The sequence below is a fragment of the Leptospira alexanderi serovar Manhao 3 str. L 60 genome (assembly GCF_000243815.2).
GTDB lineage: Bacteria > Spirochaetota > Leptospiria > Leptospirales > Leptospiraceae > Leptospira > Leptospira alexanderi.
In genome coordinates this window covers 157501-175220 of sequence record NZ_AHMT02000053.1, presented here as the reverse complement: position 1 = coordinate 175220, position 17720 = coordinate 157501, and the positions used below count along the sequence as shown (strand labels likewise).

Here is a 17720-nt window from a genome sequence, read left to right as displayed (position 1 = left end):
TCGGTCGAAAAGTCATTCCCGATGGCGACTTTAAGTCCGAACAAGTTAAACTCGAAGCCGGTTTCAAAACCGTCCGAGATAGGAACTCCTATCATTAGCCCACTAAAGTTTTAAGACTTGGCTCTATTATTTTTCGAGTTGATTCTTAAGGTTGTTCAAACTATCGTCCATATTTTTGATGATTTTCTGTTGTTGGTCGAAACAAACATTAACGATAAAACTGATTACGGTCATCGGAAAAGACATTTGATCCGACATACCGATCAGCACCCTCGTCTGATTTTCATTTACAGAAACAGTTGTTAGATAAGAATCGAAATTCGCCTCAAACGGTTTTTTAAAACGAATCCGGGTTTCAAGTCGTTCTCCGTCTATTATGTTCGTGATTTCCTGCTCCGCAGTCCCCACTTCGGGATTTTCACTTTCCCAGGAAGAAATGAATCCAACCGCACCGTCCGTTCCCTTAAATTCCTTTTTCATTTGCGGATCCTTTTTGGACCAAGCGTTCCATTGTTCGTGATTTTTCAAAAGTTTCAATTCCGCAAAAACGATTCCCTTTGGTCGATTGATTACTATTTCCCTTTCTAAACGTAATTCTTTCGGAGCAACAAACGTAAGTATTACGATCAAAGCGACAAATCCCGCTAAAATATATGATAAAATCCTCATATTCAGTTCTCCCCAATTTTGCCCTATGGAATTCCGCAAAGAAAAGTTTGTAAACGAAAAAAAACGCTTCCAGAAGTTTAGAAATCACTTTAAAAAAAATAGATCTCAACCTTATATAATTGCTTTTTGATAGCAGATGGTGTCCGCGCGCGATCGAATTTGCGAAAACGCACGTAAGACGCAACTGAGATGGCTTGCTGCAATTTTTTTATCTTCGGTAAAAACCGAAGGCTTCTACCGTATATCGACGCCTATTTCAGAAAATTGAAGAAACGAATTTGCAAACTCGTCTATCTCGATACTCCCGTTGTCCGATATTTACAGACGTCGCAGTTCCCGCATCCACTCCATTTCGCATCAAAGTATTCGTACACAAACTCCCGTCTGCATCTTTCCGATTTCAGATAAAGAAGCATTTGATACAATCGTTTCAAACTCGTTTTCTTTTTTCGTTCCAAATATTCGGAAGAGCAAAGCACATCCGGTAACGGGGATCTCAATTTCAGTGACTTTTTTTCCAATTCCCCCGAAGTAACTCCGTGCCTTTCAAACAAATTGAGAACGGTTTGAAGCCGATGATCTCTTCTATTTTTATGAACGATCATAGTTTGCAATTCGTCGTATTCGATCGAAGACAGTTTTTCTCCGAGTCGTTCCATTGTCTGGTAGGTGCGAGCGATAAAAGACGCGTCCGGATTTTGCCATTCGATAAAATCCATCAATACGGTCAAATCGTCTTGGTCATAAAATACGTGACAATCGGATGCGTTGCCGTCCCTTCCCGCTCTTCCGATTTCCTGATAATATCCTTCCAAAGAAGAAGGAAGTTCCGCGTGTATGATCATTCGTATATTCGGTTTATCGACTCCCATTCCGAATGCGTTCGTCGCTAGTAAAATCGTATCTTCCGATTCTAAAAATTGTTTTTGAACCTTTTTTCTTTGCTCGGGGGATAAACGTCCGTGATAAATTTTATGTGGAATTTTTTGTACATCCAATTTCTCTCCGAACTTTTCCAAATTCCGAATCAAATTGAAATAAACGATCGTGCTCCTTCTTTGTTTTTTCAAAAGCTCAAGAATTGCATCCGACTTGGAAGGTTCATCTACGAAAGTTCGAACGTCCAGAAACAAATTGGGTCTGCAGATTCCTTCGTTATAAACTTGGATTTCCGATTCCCGCAAACCCATTTGAAGCACGATGTCTTTTTGAATTTCAAGAGTTGCAGTTGCGGTTAATGCGATTATCGTCGGCTTTCCTAAAATTTCCCGAAATTCCCCAATCTTCGTATAGTCCGGTCTAAAATCGTGTCCCCACTGACTGATACAATGAGCCTCGTCGATCGCAAGAAGAGATACCTTTCTAAGTTGAAGCGAATCTATAAATTCTTTCTTACGAAATCGTTCCGGAGAAACATACACGATTTTGTATTTTCCTTCCTTCAAATCCTGATAACACCGAAGCCTTTCCTGTTTGGAAAGTGAGGAGTTGATATAACCCGCGTCGATTCCGAGTCGCTTCAATTTTAAAACCTGGTCCTGCATCAACGCAATCAAAGGTGAAATAACTACGGTCAACCCATCCAAAGCAAGAGAAGGAAGTTGATAACAAATCGACTTCCCCATTCCCGTCGGCATGACGACAAGACAATTCTTCCCGGAAAGAACGTCCAAAATGATTCTCTCTTGAGAACTTCTGAATGTGGAAATTCCGAAAAGATTCCTGAGCTGACTAAGAGAAGGCATTACGATTAGAATTTATCTCGGATCTTTGAGATCAAGAGAAAACGTAATTACTTGCCACGATGCGAATTCTTAGAATGCTCGTATTCAAGGCCGGAGTAAAGTCGTTTGTCAATCACTCACATCACAAGTCTATCGCTCGAAGACATGGCCGTCGAACTCTCTGGGAATATCCTCGAAGAAAGAAAAAATTTTCCTTTGCATTCGCCCGTTATCGTAGTCCCGAGCACGAACATGAAACTTTGGTTGAACCTGAATCTTTCCCGATTCTCCGGACTTTCCGCAAATCTTCGATTCCTTTTTCTCGAAAACGCCCTTGAAGAATACTTTCACCTCAGAGCAAATCTGGACTACGATCCATTCCGACGCGCGTTCCCAAGCCGGGAGGCAACTCAAAGAAAAATTCTCACCTTTCTGATCGAAAACGCAAACTCGAAAGAAACTATATTCTTACGCTCATTTCTGGAGAATATTACGCGAGCCTTTTCTTTGAGCGCAAGGCTGACTTCGCTTTATAAAGATTACGAATTAAACAGATCCTCTTGGATTCAAAGTTGGGCGAAGGAAAAGGGAATCGACATTCCCATGATCTCCCGCAGACCGTCCCCGTTTCCCCAAGAAGACGAGTACTACCGTTTTCAAAAGGTATTGTATCAAAAAGTTTTTTTGAATTCCAAAGAACCGAATACTCTCGTCCAATTTTTCCTCAAAGAAATACAGAAAGACAAAACGCATTCCCCTCGTAATTTTCCTTCCCTACATCTTTTTTGTTTGTCCAATCTCGCAGACACGTATCTTGGAATTTTAGATTCCCTTTCTCAAAAAGATAAACTTCCGATCTATCTGTATCAATTTCATACGGGTTACGTTTCAAACGCGAATAACGCTCTCGGACCGGAAAGATGGTCCAATCCCCAAGCTCATATCGCTTCTAGAACCGCTTCCGTTCCAGGAGTCATTTTTAAAAATCTGGAAAGTTCTCATACGTATCCGAAAAAGCTCGCAACTCTTCGAAACATTCTGAAAGGGAATCAAAACAGTGATAACCCTCAAGATCTTTCGCAAGACGCTTCGGTTCGATTCTGGAACGCTCCTTCTCCGTATCGGGAAATGGAATCGGTGGCAAACGATATTCTCTATAAAATGAATCAGGATCATCGATCGACTTATTTGGATTTTGCGATTCTCGTTACGGATATGCGGGTCTATCGCCCCGCCGTCGAATGGGTGTTTGACGGCGGAATTCTTTTACAAACTAAAGCGGATGCGGACCCGATTCGAAAGAAAATTCCTTATTCTCTGACAGATATTAAGGCGAACGAAGCTTCCTTACTTTATCGAGGTTTGATGAATTTTTGGGAAATCTGCTCCGGGAACTCCATCAACAAAAGTAGCCTACTCAAACTTCTTCGAAATCCTCTTTTACACAGAAGAATTCGGAGCGATTCTGAAAATTTGTCGATCCTCGAAAAAGTGATCGAAACATCGGGAATTCAGTACGAAGAGTCCGGAAGAGAAAAAGATTCATTCCAAATTTCTAATGGACTTAAAAGAATCCGTCTTTCCTCGATTTTATCTCAGGAAACCGCTTGGACAAAATACAAGATCGCTCCTATTTCCCTCGAATCAGACGAAAGCTCTTCCCATCTTACCATCTTTTGGGAAACCGTTCTCAAAGCGAAAAACGACATTCTTTCTTTCTCCGAAGGGAAAACGATCCGTTGGACCCCCGATTATCTCAAGATCGTTCGAGCTTCTTTGGAGGAACTTTTCGAATTTTCGGAATACGAACAAGAAGGAAAGCTCTTTCAAAATTGGCTGGAATCTTTTTTAGAGTGGGAGGGAATTCGATTACAAAGTAAGGAGGAAGGAATCGCTCTTCTGAAATTCATGACAGAACAGATCTTCGATCAGATACCGTATCGTAAAGGAGCGTATCTCACGGGAGGAGTTACGATTTCGCTCCTACAACCAATGCGTCCACTTCCTTTCAAACACATTTATATCTTAGGTTTAGGAGAAGGAAAATTTCCCGGCTCCAACGACCGTTCCCAACTAAATCTCAGGAAAGACTTCCGGGAAGAATGGGATATCTCTCACAGAGAAATCCAAGAATCCCTTTTATGGGAAACCATTCACTCGGCAAAAGAATCCCTCACATTGAGTTATGTCGGAAAGAATCTACAGGAAGATAAAACCTTCGAACCTTGTTCTCATCTTTTCGAAATCATGGAATCTCTGCAAGTTAAGGAAGCGGTCAAACTTCCACTACATTCGTATAGTATAAAATACAAACATACCTCCGAAGAATTGAAACAAGGTCTCGTGAGCTACGACTTTGGAAGGATATGGGTAAATGGAAATCGAAACGATTATACTATCCTTGATCGTTTCCAAAACCCGAAGGAACTTGTAAAAACGAACTCGGCGCCTCCTCTATCCGGAATCGACGTAAAAGAACTCTCTCAATTTTTAAGCGACCCCCTGGATACTTATCTTAAAAGAAAACTCGGGATGTATCTCGAGGAAGAGGAAAGCCGTGATTACGAAAAGGAAATCTTCGATTTGGATCCGATCGCGGAAACTTCCATATTAAAAAAAGTGCATGCTTTGATGGTGCCAGACTTGGTTTCTAAAAAGCCTTGGAGCTGGGACCGGGAAAAAATCCTCCAAGTAATTTCTCCGATTTTGGAAATGGAAAGGTCTTCGGCAAAATTTCCAAGATCCGTATTCGGAAAGATTCAAGAAACGGATCTCGTTCGATATCTCGTAACAACAAGCAAAAACCTTTCCGAGTGGAAACCTATCTTTCAAGGTGGAACGTATTATCCGTACTTGAGTTTAGGAGATACCGGCTTACCGGATTCTGTCTGTAAAAAAATGCCGGAACTCAAAGTCCCTCTGGAATCCGTTCACTTTTCCATCAAAGGAGAATGGGAACACGTCATCGAAAAAGACGGGAACTTATACTGGTTATTTTCGAAGAGTTTGGAAGAAAAACCTAGCGAAGACTATCTCGGTTACAAGGATTATTGGAAAACGATGAGTTTTCCTTTTTTAACCGGAGTTGCCTTCGCTTCTTTGAACGAAAATTTCAAGGTCTATTCCTTTAAACCTCGTCCTTCCGAAGAACCAAAAAAGAAAAACACTCTTGCTCTCGAATATAGAATCGAAAGTCCGTCTATCGGAATCGAATACCTTGCGAAAATTCTAATGGAATATCTGAAAGAAGAACCTGTCTTTTTTCCTCGAAAGGCCTTCCTCAATTACTACGTAAAACATACCCAAGGTGATTCCAAAAACAAAATACCGATCGATGTATTCGAAGATGAAAGCGCGTGGATTCGTTTCCTGAAAGAGGAATTAAATGAAGTCAAGAGCGGATTGCCCTCTTTGGTTAAACTCTATCCCAAAACTCCGAACTTGATTCTACGATCCAAAATTCAATGGGCTAAAAACTTCTATAAACCCTTTTTAGATTGGAAGAAGGACGATCTATGAACGTTAGACGTGCTTATGAACTTAAATCCAGCTTTATCGAAGCGTCCGCGGGCACGGGAAAAACGTATACGATCATGGAAATCGTAAAAGATCTGATCGGCGAATACGGGATTCCTTTAACTCAAATTCTGATTTTGACCTATACGGAAAAGGCGGCGGGAGAGCTCAAAGAAAGACTTCGAAAAAAACTCATCGCGTCCGATCTTACGAAAGAAGCGAGAGAACTCGATCAGGTTACGATTTCCACTATACACGGTTTTTGTAATATGATTCTGCAGGAATATCCGGTGGAAACAGAAACATCTTCCAAGTGGATCCTAACCGATTCGAAAGAAAGGCTGAACTCGGCTTTGTATAGGCTTCAACACGAAGAATGGAACTCTTGGGTGAACAATCCGGAAGAACTCGAAACCTTTCTTTCCTTATCCGGATATATATCACAAAAAGAGAATATTCTCGTCGCCGGTTCCAAACTTTTAAGCGGAAAAAGATATCCGTATTCCAACGAAACGACTCCGATGAACGCGGAAACGTTCCGTCAAAAAACGGCATTGATCGCGGCGGAAATGGTTGCACGAGAATTTAAAACGTCCGAATGGATGAGTTACGACCAGATGATTTTGCAAACGAGGGACTCTCTAAAAAATCCTCACCTTTGCGGGGCTCTTCAAAGCAGATATAAAGTCGGAATTCTAGACGAGTTCCAAGATACAGATTCGGCTCAATATGAAATTTTCGCCAGACTCTTTTTGGAACCGGACGACAAAACGGAACAAAGGGCTCTTTATCTCATCGGAGATCCTAAACAATCGATTTACGGTTTCAGAGGAGCGGATATCGGAACCTATCTCCGAGCAAAGAAGGAATTGAAAAGATATAAGGCTCAAGAGATTTCGTTGAACGTCAATTATAGGTCCGTTCCCGAGTTGATTCGCGCTTATAACGAGATATTCGGTGGCAAAACCGGAGAACAAAGTTTTTTTCCGATCGTAGAACGAAGCTTCGAATCGACTCCGATCGAATACTCGGAAGTTTCTGCTCCCGAAAAAGACCCGAAGATTTTATTAAGCGACAAACATAGGGAAGGCCCGATTCAAATCGTACGTTTTATTGGAAAAGATACCTGGAAAACGGACGATGCAAAAAACGCTTGGGGCCAGTTCATTGGGGAAGAAATCCTAAAACTTACTCGAAGTGAGAATCCGTTTTCGTATCAAATTTTAGAAGAATCCGACGAAGAAATTCATTTTGCGGAAAAAAAGCTGAGCTTTAGAGAAATTGCGATTCTCGTTAAGAGTAAGGCGGAAGGAAAACTTGCGGAACAATCTTTAAAACTCAGAGGGATTCCTTGTTCGTTTTATAAACAAGAGGGTATCTATCAGTCTCCCGAATCATATCAGATTTCCAATATATTCGAATGTCTTTTGGATCCGAATAAACCCTCCTCCTATCGAAAACTTTTATTGGGCGATCTGTTTCAAATCCATCCCGATCATCTCGCCGCATTTGACGAACATTCGATAGAGTCCTACGAAAAAACTACCTTAGACCGTTGGAAAACCCTTGCGATTGATCGTAAATTTCCCGAGCTGTTCCGTTCCATAGAGGAAGACAGCAGAATATTCCTAACCGAAGACGAAACGGATATAGATTGGGAGAGGAAAAAAACGAACTACGGACAAATCTTCCGCAAATTGCTTCAGTTCCAAATCGCCAACCAGGCCGACTTGGAAGAAATATTAGAAGAATTGAAACTACTTCAGACCGAGTCCAAAAGCGAACCAGAGCCTCCCCTATTCGAAAAAGAAACCGAAAAAGACGCTGTTCAAATTCTCACTTTACACTCTTCCAAAGGTTTGGAATGGCCCGTCGTTTTTTTGTTCCATCTTTCCGGCAATTTCGTTCCGGAGGTTTACGATTATCCGGTTGCGGGAAAAGACGGAGAAAGATCCTGGAAGTTAAGCCTCTGGGACAACGAAGAAGAAAAGAAAATTAGCAAAGAAGAATATTCTTATCAATCTCTGAATGAAAACAAAAGACTTTTGTACGTCGGGATCACTCGCCCGAAAGTCAGGCTATATCTTCCTTTCTACACTCCCACGAACCACAAAAAGACAAGAGATTCCGCATATTATAAAATCCTGTATCCTAGATTACGACACATCCTGGAAAACGAACCGGATCCGAATTTGTTTCATCCGATCGTTTGGACTCCTATTTCTTTCGACCAAACAGATCCGAATATACGAAATCGAACTCGGATCCCTGAAGTTCGTTTAACACCGTTATTACACCGCGAGTCCGAACCTTCCAAGACGATTCGTTTACACAGTTATTCTTCCTTGAAAACTAGGGCCAAAACTTCGGAAAGCGAACCTCTTTCCACTTTGGAAGAAGCGGAATATTTCAAATCCGATGACGCGGAAGGCACAGAAATCGAAGACGCACTTCCTTCGTCGGCCGCAACTGGCTCTTTTTTACATGCCCTTTTGGAAGAATTGGATTTCTCTTTTTTTAAGACCAAAACACCGAAGGAAGTTTTAAAGAATCAGAAAGTTCTTTCTAGAATGGATTTCCATTTAAATTATTTTAGATTTTCAAAAGAAAATAAAAAGAATACCCTTTCGGAAAAAGAAACCTATCAAAAAAGAACCGCGGAAATCCTTTGGAATTCCTTAAATGCAAATATTCCTCTGCAGGACAAAACCTTGTTCAGCCTTGTGGATCTTGGTAAAGAAAATAGAATTTCGGAGATGGACTTTCATTTGAACCTGGACCCGGCGGGCAAAGGTCCTGGTAACTTTTTAAAAGGTTCCATCGATTTGGTTTTTGAGATCAAAAACAAATTCTATATCGCCGATTACAAATCGAATCTGCTAGAAGACTACTCTCCCCTTTCGCTACAACGGAATGTGGAAAACACGGAGAGTCGATACGATCTACAAAGAGATATCTACGCGATGGTACTTTACGAATATCTAAAGAATCTATTCGGGTCGAAAGATGCTTTTCAAAAGATCGGAGGAGTATATTACTTTTTCCTAAGAGGAATGAAACACGGAGAGAACTCCGGAATTTATTCGGACTTTCATTGGAGTCCGGAAAGAATGGAAACAATCCACAAAACCGTTCGAGAACTGACTGCCGTTCGCTGGTTGGAGGATCTTTGATGGAAGAGCCCTTCTCCCATTTTATCGAAAAACTCAAAACGGATATTTTAGACCTGGACAAATCCTGGATCCAAAAAAAAGATTCCGAAAAAAGTTTGGATTGTTTATTAGAAATTCTGAATTCGATTTGGAGCTCCATGGAAGAGGGAAGTTTATGCGTTCCCGTAAAAAAGGAATGGAGGGACGTTTTAAAATTAAAACCTCCCGGTCTAGTCGTGGACAAATTCGAAAACAAGGAATGGGTTTACTTCGAAAAAACCTATCGATCCAAAACCGATCTGGAAAATCTCCTAAAGGAAAGGATTCAAAACAACGCTCCGCCAAAAGTCGACTGGCGCCGTGCTGAGGAAATTCTAAAAAATCTGGAATCAAAAAGTTTTCCATTGAAAGAAGCGCAGGTGAAGGCGATTTTTTCCTGTCTCAATTCTTCTTTTCACATCGTCAGCGGAGGTCCGGGAACCGGAAAAACGACGGTCGTCGCGTTTCTATTAGAAATTTTGAATCAACTCGGACAACTTCCTTCACCCGAAGAAATCGCACTCGTAGCACCTACGGGAAGAGCCGCACAGAGATTAACGGAATCGATTCAGGAAAATCTAAAAAAAATCTCCGAAACGGAAGAATCCAATTTCTTACGGGGACAAACGATCCACGGACTTCTCTCCTACAAATCGTCGTTAGGCGGTTTTTATTACAATCGGGAAAGATACCTTCCGCATCGACTGATCATTGTAGACGAGGTCTCGATGGCGGATTTGAATCTGATGCTTTCCTTATGGAACGCGATCCCTCGCAATCCCAAGAAAGACATTCCGTTCCGATTCATACTGATCGGAGATCCACATCAACTTCCTTCTGTGGAAAAGGGCGCGGTGTTAAGCGACTTTCTATCCGTACTAGAATCGAAAAAAACGGGCTTTGTTTCCAGACTTGAGGAAAGCAATCGTCAGAAATCGAAGGGTAAAGGAAACGTTTCAAAGATCGTTATTCTTGCGGAAGAAATCCTCAGATATTCCCCCGAAAATCTAAACCTAGGAACAAAGATCGACGATTCTTTTCCGAAAACGACAACGATCGGAGAAAATTCGAAATATGAAAGCGAAGTCGTGTGGCTGCAAAATTCCGCAAATAAGGCTTCGGATCGTTTATCAAGGGACGAAGTCGTTGAAAAACTTTGGACCGGAATTTTTCATCCCAGGATTTCCGAAATCGGGACTTGGAAGATCGATTTAAATGAGCCCGATTTCGTTTTAAAATTTCAGGAGGAACTGAAAAGATTCCGTTGTCTTACTATTTTTAGAAACGGTTATTGGGGAGCGGAAGCGATTCAGACGAAAATCATGAATTTGGCCGCGCAGGATCTTTTTCATAGAAAAGGCCAAAACCCGGATTTCTTCGCAAAACGCCTTTCCAAACGTCTTTACTTTATAGGGCTTCCCATCTTAATCACGCAGAACGATAAAAACAGAAAACTTTTCAACGGCGACATAGGAATCGTTTTAAGAATGGAATCTACCGGAGAACTCAGAGCGGTTTTTCCGATCGAAGGGAAATTATTTCCTTTCGCGTTAGACACTCTTCCGAAACACGAACCCGCATTCGTGATGAGCATTCACAAAAGCCAGGGATCTGAATATGATACAATTCTAATATATCTTCCGGATCATCCGGAATCTCGGGAAGAGGAACGATTTCATAGACTTCTCAACCGTCAGATTTTATACACGGGAATCACAAGAGCCAAAAACCAAGTAATTCTTGCGGGCAACCCGAAGACCTGGGAAATCGGAATCGCCAATTCTCAGAAGAGAGACACCGGTTTTAAAATTTAAAACGGGCCAAAATCTCTTAACAAAACATAGAACATAAAACGGCCATTATTCATACTCCGATTCAAGAGATTACGTTCCAAATTCCGCATCGGTTTGTGCATTCTCAGGATTTTACGAATCGACTTCCCGCTCCTCTCGAAAGAAGAATTCGATAAAAACCGCATTACAAATCCAATTTAAAAAATCGAAATGATGCTGGCTTGAGAAAGGGGATTTGGTACATTAGACATTCTGCTCAAACGAATTTAAGTCATTAAGAGTAAGGAAGAATATGAAACCGCAAACGAAGTCATCCATTGTCTCCGTAAACAATCTTTCCAAATTCTACGCGAACGGATTTCAAGCGTTGAAAAACGTTTCTTTGGAAATACAAAACGGAGAAATCATCGCGCTTCTCGGTCCGAATGGAGCCGGTAAAACAACTCTGATTTCCATCATTTGTGGAATCGTAAATCCGAGCGGAGGTTCGGTACACGTTTCCGGAAAAGACATTCTCAAAGACTTTCGTTTTACGAGATCCCAGATCGGACTCGTTCCGCAGGAACTGAGTGTACACGCGTTTGAATCCGTATGGGCGACCGTGAATTTTACGAGAGGATTGTACGGAAAACCACCTAACGCCGATTATATTGAACAACTTTTAAAGTCCCTTTCCCTTTGGGAAAAAAAAGATCACATGATTCTTACCCTTTCGGGCGGAATGAAACGTCGCGTTTTGATCGCCAAAGCGCTCGCACACGAACCGAGAATTCTCTTTTTGGACGAGCCTACCGCCGGAGTGGACGTTGAACTTAGAAAGGATATGTGGAATATCGTCCGTAATCTCCGCGAAAACGGAGTAACCATTATCCTCACCACTCATTACATCGAAGAAGCCGAAGAAATCGCGGATCGAATCGGAGTAATCAACAAGGGCGAATTGATCCTTGTGGAAGATAAAAAAGAACTCATGCAGAAACTCGGTAAAAAACAATTGTTAATTGATTTGACCCAAACTCTGAAAAAAATTCCAACGACTTTGAAAACGAAAGGGCTGGAGATCGTAGGCAACGGAAAACAACTTCTTTACACGTATGATTCTCACGGAAAACAAACCGGAATCTCCGCTCTTCTTCAAGATCTCAAAAAGGCCAAAATCGAATTCAAAGATTTGAATACGACCCAAAGTTCTTTAGAGGAAATATTCGTTCAATTAGTAAGGGAATCACAATGAATCTATACGCAATCAAATCCATCTACATTTTCGAAATGTCCAGAACTTGGAGAACGCTCTTTCAGAGTATCGCTTCTCCCGTCATTTCCACTTCCTTATATTTCGTAGTTTTCGGATCGGCAATCGGTTCCAGGATTCAGGAAGTCGACGGAGTAGGTTACGGCTCCTTTATCGTTCCGGGTCTTATCATGTTGTCTTTATTGACGGAGAGCATTGCCAATTCTTCCTTTGGAATTTATTTTCCCAAGTTTACCGGAACGATTTATGAAATTCTCGCGGCGCCGGTTTCCATGGTAGAGATCGTAATCGGTTTCGTAGGCGCCGCCGCAACTAAATCCGTGATCCTTGGTACGATCATGCTCGCCACAGCTTCCCTATTTGTTCCAGTGAAAATTGCACATCCCTTTGTAATGGTGCTCTTTCTACTCCTAACTTCGATCTCTTTCAGCTTGTTCGGATTCATTATCGGAATCTGGGCCGAAAATTTTGAAAAGTTACAGATCATTCCCCTGCTTATCATCACCCCTCTTGTTTTTTTAGGCGGAAGTTTTTATTCTGTGAATATGCTTCCTCCTTTTTGGCAGAAATTGACTCTTTTTAATCCCGTTCTTTATTTAGTGAGCGGATTTCGCTGGAGCTTTTACGAGATAGCGGACGTCAGCGTGGGAGTAAGCCTTACAATGGTTTTCGTGTTTCTTTCGATCTGCCTCGGTTTGGTTTGGCTGATTTTCAAAACGGGATACAAAATTAAAAAATAGATTCCGAATATTCAAATTTATTAAATCGATTCTATTTATTGTAGAATCGATCGCAGAAATATTTCGGAAACAGTACTAAAAGGGAAAAACATCGAATATGAAATCGAACCGTCCCCAATTTGCAGGCAAAAAAGTTTTTATTTCCGGAGGTTCCTCCGGAATCGGCAAGGGACTCGCCATAGAATTCGCAAAACGGGGCGCAAGCGTGGTTCTCTCGGCCAGAAATGAAAAAACCCTCAAAGCGACCGTAGAGGAATTGAAAGAAATAGGCCACAAAAACGCAATCTTTGACTTTGCGATTGCGGACGTCTCCAAATCCGAACAAGTTCAAAAGGCCGCAAAAAAGGCCCTAAAAGTTTTAAGCGGACTGGATCTTCTCATCTGTAACAGCGGTTATGCGAAAGCGGGAAAAATCGGTGACTTAAAAGAATCGGACTTTTATCAATTGATGGATGTGAATTTTTTCGGACACGTCAACTTGGTTCGAGCCTTTCAAGATCATTTTCTAAAACAAAAGTACGGAGACATCGTACTCGTCTCTTCCATGCTCGCTACGTTTTCCATATACGGTTACGGAGCGTATTCTGCGAGTAAATTTGCGATTACTGGTTTTGCACAATCTTTGCGGCAGGAAATGATGATTCATGGAATTCGAGTGAAAGTTTTTCTTCCTCCAACTACCGATACCCCCGGTTTGAAAAAGAAAATCAGGATAAACCCGATCTCGCAAAGGAGATCGAAATGGGTTCTGCGATCAACGCGGTTCATTCCGTGGAAAAAGTGACGAACGCATTTATAAACTGGTTGCCTAAAAGGAAGTTTTTAGGATACGCTACCTGGGATTCCTGGCTTCAATATTTTTTAGTTAGACATTTTCCGGAATGGACCTTGTTGATTGCGGATGCGGAATTGAGATCCGCACAAAAAAGGCTAGAGCAAAAAGGCAAAACCCAAACTTCCAAAAGCGAATAATTTGTCGGTAGATTTCCGGGCGGTTCCCCACCGTAAGGCAGAGGCCCATAACGTTACCCACAAATTAAGAAGGCTTTTTGGATCATAAGGATCAAAAACTGATATTTTTCAAGTGTTCCGGCAAGAATGAGGCTTTTTACTTGCAAAAAGTATGATTTTCTAATAGAGAAAAATCTCCCGAACCTTTCCACACACACAAAAAAAATCAGGAAAACTCAGCATCTCGCTCTCCATAGATCGCTCGAAGAAAACTCAGGCACAACGCTTCCTATGGGTCGCGTTGTGGAACGTAAGTTTCACAGAGGATTTGTAGTAATTCCGACAGATTTATCTTCGGATCCAAGTACTTGTGGGTAACGTTATTGGGGGTCCGAGCTGCTAGCGAGTTCGCTTCGGACCTGCGAAAACCGCTTCCGTCAAATCAAATTCAATCCGTGGAAATGTGGGAACTCTTACAAAAGCTCTCCGCATCCCTAACGCGGCAAAATCCTGTGGGAACTCCAGCTCAGAAGAGTTCATCTATAACAAGCAGATTCAAAAGAGAAGAGTCCCACATTTTTGCAATTCCAAAATATCCTTAAAAATCCAATTCCAGTTTTAAAAGGAAAATAAAAAAACATTCCGCACGAAGCAGATCGAAACCCGTAAAAGATATGGAAAAACATATCCAAAACTGGTTGCCTTGTTCCGCATATTCAAAAATTTCCCTAGGAACATTTGCGGGAATCCTCATCGACTTAATCTTACCGGGTACGATCCTTCTATGGATCGGAATCGGCGTAATCGCAATTTCAATCGGATCATTTCTAAAAAGACGGTTTCAAATAGCTAAATATTCCATTTTTGGAATGTTAGTTTTCGCATGCGTTTCTACCTTTTTTCCGGCAAGATTCCAAAAAAATCCGCAGAAGAACACTTTCCACGTTTCCCAAAAAAATCCCTTCGGAGAGCCGGAAAAAATTTTCCAAGAAAAATTCAGAGAACAAGTTTTACTCGAGCTAAAAGAAGCCGACCTGAACAAAAACTCCAACCGAGTCGCCTTAGGACTTATTTTCGGAGAAGCAAAACGACTTTCCAAAGAATTCAAAACGAAAGCGAAAGAAGGAGGAATTCTACATTTGTTTGCAGCCTCAGGACTACATCTCGGAATATTAATGGGGGTTCAGTATCGACTTCTAAGACTAATACCGAGTTTGGGATACAAGCTACCTAGAATCATTCCTCTGCTCACCGGATTTCTTTATCTGTCCGCTTTGGGCTATCCAGTTTCACTCTCAAGAGCCTGGATCTTTGCGGGAATGCTGTTGTTCCAAGGATTATTTTTTCGAAAATTACGATCGGTTGATCTGCTACTCGGTTCCGCCTGGATCTTATGGATCGTGGACCCTCCCGGATTTTATACGGTCTCGTTTTGCCTCTCTTTTGGGGCGGTAGCCGGAATATTCCTTTTTTCTTATCCGATTCAAGTCGCTTGTAGTTTTCTTTCCGATGAGAATCGAATGACTTCTTTCCTTAAAGAAAATCTATCGGTTTCATTTTCCGCCGGACTTGGAACAATGCCCGTGTTACTATTTGCATTCGGATCCTTCAGCTTCGGGTCAATTTTATTGAACTTAATCGTGGTTCCTCTGGCGGGAATATTACTCCCGATCCTTTATTTTTCTCTAATCATACAAAAGATAAAATTTACCTTTTTTACCGAACCGTTTTGGTCCATTACGGAATTCTTAATTCAGATTTTGATCTACCTGTCGGAAACGTTATCACAATCGTTCGGTTTTTACAAAGAAATGGGAGACGCGATTTGGATCGGAATCATCGGCTGGGTCCTCCTCTGCGTCGGAATATTTCTTTATGCTTATTTTATGGAAAAGAACTATTTGCGGAGTGCTCCGAAACACAAGTTCACTGTATCAAAAACGCCAAGTCACAAGTTAAGAGCCGAAGTCTCCGACCGGAATTCGAAAGACGCAGATTTTTCGTTCCTCGATCCAGATTCGGTATTTCCAGAAATCGACACTTCGATTCAGGAACGGAAATTAGAGGAAATTTCAAAAAACATTCAAAATTTAGAATATTATCAATTCAAAAAGGAAAGAAAATTTAAGAAAAAATCGTATCCTGTTTTTTGTGTTTCGTTTTTTATTTCTATCTTCGGAATCCACGTTCTTCTATATCAGTCTCCGAATTTATTCCCTACGGAAAATCGCATCGTAAACAATCGGTTTTTCTTTATTTTAAGGAACGGAGATTCTCTGATATTTTCCGGAAAATGTAAATATGGATATAAGACAATATCGAACGTATTTCGAATTTCGAAAAAAAATTATTGCGATTCTACCGACAAACGTCCCCTGAAAAACATTTTCGTGGAAGAAGAATCTTGTCTCATCTGGGCCTTTCAATGTTTGCAAGATCGCCCGCAAATCGACATTTTCTATTCGGGTCGTGATTTTGAACTTTGGAGCCGAACGAGTCGATTCCATTTTCTCAAATCGAAACCGATCCGAGAAATCTCTCTATCGAAAGAATCCAAAATTCTATTTTTTCATACGAAAAAGGATTCCCTCTTTCAACTCTCTCAAAAAACGAAAACGGGCAGCGGTTGGATTCTTTTAGAAACTCCTTACGGAAGCCGGGATGATTCGGAAGTCTGGAATCGAAACCGAAAACTGCTTGGGCTTTCGGAGAATTGGATGTTTCTGGAAAAAGATGAACTCCAGAGAATACCCATTTCGAAAAGTTTCTGAAATCCGCAAATTTCTGGAGTCGAAATCCTCGGCCCCATTAAAAAAATGGGGACAGAACTTTTTAATCGATCCGAATGCAATCCGATCCATTCTCAACTGCCTGAACTCCGATCTTCTTTCGACAATTGATCGAATTTTGGAAATCGGTCCGGGACTCGGCGCAATCTCACATGGATTGTTCGGCTTTCAAAAACCGGTCACGTTATTCGAAATCGATCCGGTTTACTCAAGTTGGCTCCGGGAATATCTTCCGGAATTCGAACTCAGGGAAGGCAACGCCTTGGACTTTTTGCACGAATACTCCCAAGATTCGACTTATCTTTTCGGAAACCTCCCCTACTATATTTCTTCCGAACTGACTTTAAGCTCCGTTAAAAATTTAAAAGAACTCAAAGGCGCGGCGTTTCTCGTACAAAAAGAATTTGCAAAAAGAATTTCAAGCGAACCTTCTTCGATTCAATTTTATCTTTCCGCATACGGAAACTGGAGTTTAAAAAAAGACGTCAAGGCCGGGGCTTTTTATCCGAGACCGAACGTGGACTCCTCCATACTAGAATATAAATCTTCTCCGGTATTCGAGAAACAATCCGGATTTATCGCGCTCGAATGCCTTTGCAGAGCCGCTTTCTGGGGAAAAAGAAAAAAACTGACTTCCTCTCTTCGAAACGCACCAATCGCCTCCCTTCCCGTAGAAGTTACTTCCTCCGAAAAATTTTCGGAAGAACAGTTTCGAAATGAAAGCGTCCAATCTTTGGAAAACGCTGGAATCGATCTCAATAAAAGACCGGAAGAATTGAGAGCAACGGATTTTCACGAGGCAGCACAATCACTTTCCGTTTATATATCAAAAATATTGAATATATCTTGACTAAGTCCATCGCAAAAAACATATAATATAGTTCGACAAAGTTTAGGATTTTTTTTCGAACTCCTTATATTCCTGAAGAGTTTTTTTCATAAATTCGTCCAGCTCAGCTTCTTTTTTGAAACCGAAGTGTTGAAGAACGGCGGATTGAATCAGAAAATAATCGGAGAGACCTCTGGAAATATCGATGATCATGTCCGAAAGATAAATCGAAAACACCGCATCTTGAAATTCCTTTTTAACCAAAA

At 41.3% G+C, this 17720-nt stretch carries 10 protein-coding genes and 1 pseudogene (1 of these 11 running past the window's edge); 8 read left to right on the top strand and 3 right to left on the bottom strand.

The window, feature by feature from the left end:
• Nucleotides 1-126: 126 nt before the first annotated feature.
• Both LEP1GSC062_RS18635 and LEP1GSC062_RS18630 read right to left on the bottom strand, forming a co-directional pair.
• Entirely contained in the window at nt 127-669 is a 543-nt protein-coding gene (locus LEP1GSC062_RS18635; RefSeq protein WP_020985141.1) for an SRPBCC family protein, read from the bottom strand.
• A gap of 290 nt (nt 670-959) precedes the next feature.
• Nucleotides 960-2414, bottom strand: coding sequence for a RecQ family ATP-dependent DNA helicase (locus LEP1GSC062_RS18630; protein ID WP_020985087.1), 1455 nt, complete (start codon nt 2412-2414; stop codon nt 960-962).
• A gap of 105 nt (nt 2415-2519) precedes the next feature.
• Between LEP1GSC062_RS18630 and LEP1GSC062_RS18625 the strand changes: the two genes are divergently transcribed.
• From LEP1GSC062_RS18625 to rsmA, 8 genes and pseudogenes are all read left to right on the top strand, one after another.
• The gene (locus LEP1GSC062_RS18625) at nt 2520-5912 is read left to right on the top strand and encodes an exodeoxyribonuclease V subunit gamma (RefSeq protein WP_020985070.1); all 3393 of its coding nucleotides are present in this window, start codon (nt 2520-2522) and stop codon (nt 5910-5912) included.
• Nucleotides 5909-9082, top strand: a complete 3174-nt coding sequence (locus tag LEP1GSC062_RS18620) for a UvrD-helicase domain-containing protein (RefSeq protein WP_020985168.1) — start codon at nt 5909-5911, stop codon at nt 9080-9082. Before LEP1GSC062_RS18625 ends, LEP1GSC062_RS18620 begins: the two co-directional genes overlap by 4 nt.
• Nucleotides 9082-10914 (top strand): exodeoxyribonuclease V subunit alpha, encoded by a 1833-nt coding sequence (gene recD / locus LEP1GSC062_RS18615; RefSeq protein WP_020985100.1) that lies wholly within the window; start codon nt 9082-9084, stop codon nt 10912-10914. The genes LEP1GSC062_RS18620 and recD overlap by 1 nt, the downstream gene beginning before the upstream one ends.
• Nucleotides 10915-11185: 271 nt before the next feature.
• Entirely contained in the window at nt 11186-12127 is a 942-nt protein-coding gene (locus LEP1GSC062_RS18610) for an ABC transporter ATP-binding protein (protein WP_010576735.1), read from the top strand.
• Nucleotides 12124-12885, top strand: coding sequence for an ABC transporter permease (locus LEP1GSC062_RS18605; protein WP_010576734.1), 762 nt, complete (start codon nt 12124-12126; stop codon nt 12883-12885). Before LEP1GSC062_RS18610 ends, LEP1GSC062_RS18605 begins: the two co-directional genes overlap by 4 nt.
• 97 nt (nt 12886-12982) lie before the next feature.
• A pseudogene (locus LEP1GSC062_RS18600) lies at nt 12983-13857 on the top strand (SDR family NAD(P)-dependent oxidoreductase).
• 653 nt (nt 13858-14510) lie between these two features.
• Nucleotides 14511-16607 carry a ComEC/Rec2 family competence protein gene (locus LEP1GSC062_RS18595; protein ID WP_020985159.1) on the top strand — a complete coding sequence of 699 codons (2097 nt, stop codon included), beginning with the start codon at nt 14511-14513 and terminating at the stop codon, nt 16605-16607.
• Complete coding sequence (gene rsmA, locus LEP1GSC062_RS18590) at nt 16570-17475, top strand: 16S rRNA (adenine(1518)-N(6)/adenine(1519)-N(6))-dimethyltransferase RsmA (protein WP_020985048.1); 906 nt, start codon at nt 16570-16572, stop codon at nt 17473-17475. The genes LEP1GSC062_RS18595 and rsmA overlap by 38 nt, the downstream gene beginning before the upstream one ends.
• Before the next feature lie 42 nt (nt 17476-17517).
• Here rsmA and LEP1GSC062_RS18585 read toward each other — a convergent pair whose 3' ends face one another.
• Nucleotides 17518-17720 carry the final stretch of an HDOD domain-containing protein gene (locus LEP1GSC062_RS18585; protein WP_010576730.1) on the bottom strand. It continues 1318 nt past the right edge of the window, so 203 of the gene's 1521 nt are visible here — the last part of the coding sequence; its start codon lies beyond the right edge, outside the window; it ends in the stop codon at nt 17518-17520.

What these genes read in the sequence shown, in the direction of transcription:
- LEP1GSC062_RS18630 (WP_020985087.1), bottom strand. Translation starts at nt 2,414, where the DNA reads ATGCCTTCTCTTAGTCAGCTCAGGAATCTTTTCGGAATTTCCACATTC.
- LEP1GSC062_RS18620 (WP_020985168.1), top strand. Translation starts at nt 5,909, where the DNA reads ATGAACGTTAGACGTGCTTATGAACTTAAATCCAGCTTTATCGAAGCG.
- recD (WP_020985100.1), top strand. Translation starts at nt 9,082, where the DNA reads ATGGAAGAGCCCTTCTCCCATTTTATCGAAAAACTCAAAACGGATATT.
- rsmA (WP_020985048.1), top strand. Translation starts at nt 16,570, where the DNA reads ATGAACTCCAGAGAATACCCATTTCGAAAAGTTTCTGAAATCCGCAAA.
- LEP1GSC062_RS18605 (WP_010576734.1), top strand. Translation starts at nt 12,124, where the DNA reads ATGAATCTATACGCAATCAAATCCATCTACATTTTCGAAATGTCCAGA.
- LEP1GSC062_RS18610 (WP_010576735.1), top strand. Translation starts at nt 11,186, where the DNA reads ATGAAACCGCAAACGAAGTCATCCATTGTCTCCGTAAACAATCTTTCC.
- LEP1GSC062_RS18635 (WP_020985141.1), bottom strand. Translation starts at nt 669, where the DNA reads ATGAGGATTTTATCATATATTTTAGCGGGATTTGTCGCTTTGATCGTA.
- LEP1GSC062_RS18595 (WP_020985159.1), top strand. Translation starts at nt 14,511, where the DNA reads ATGGAAAAACATATCCAAAACTGGTTGCCTTGTTCCGCATATTCAAAA.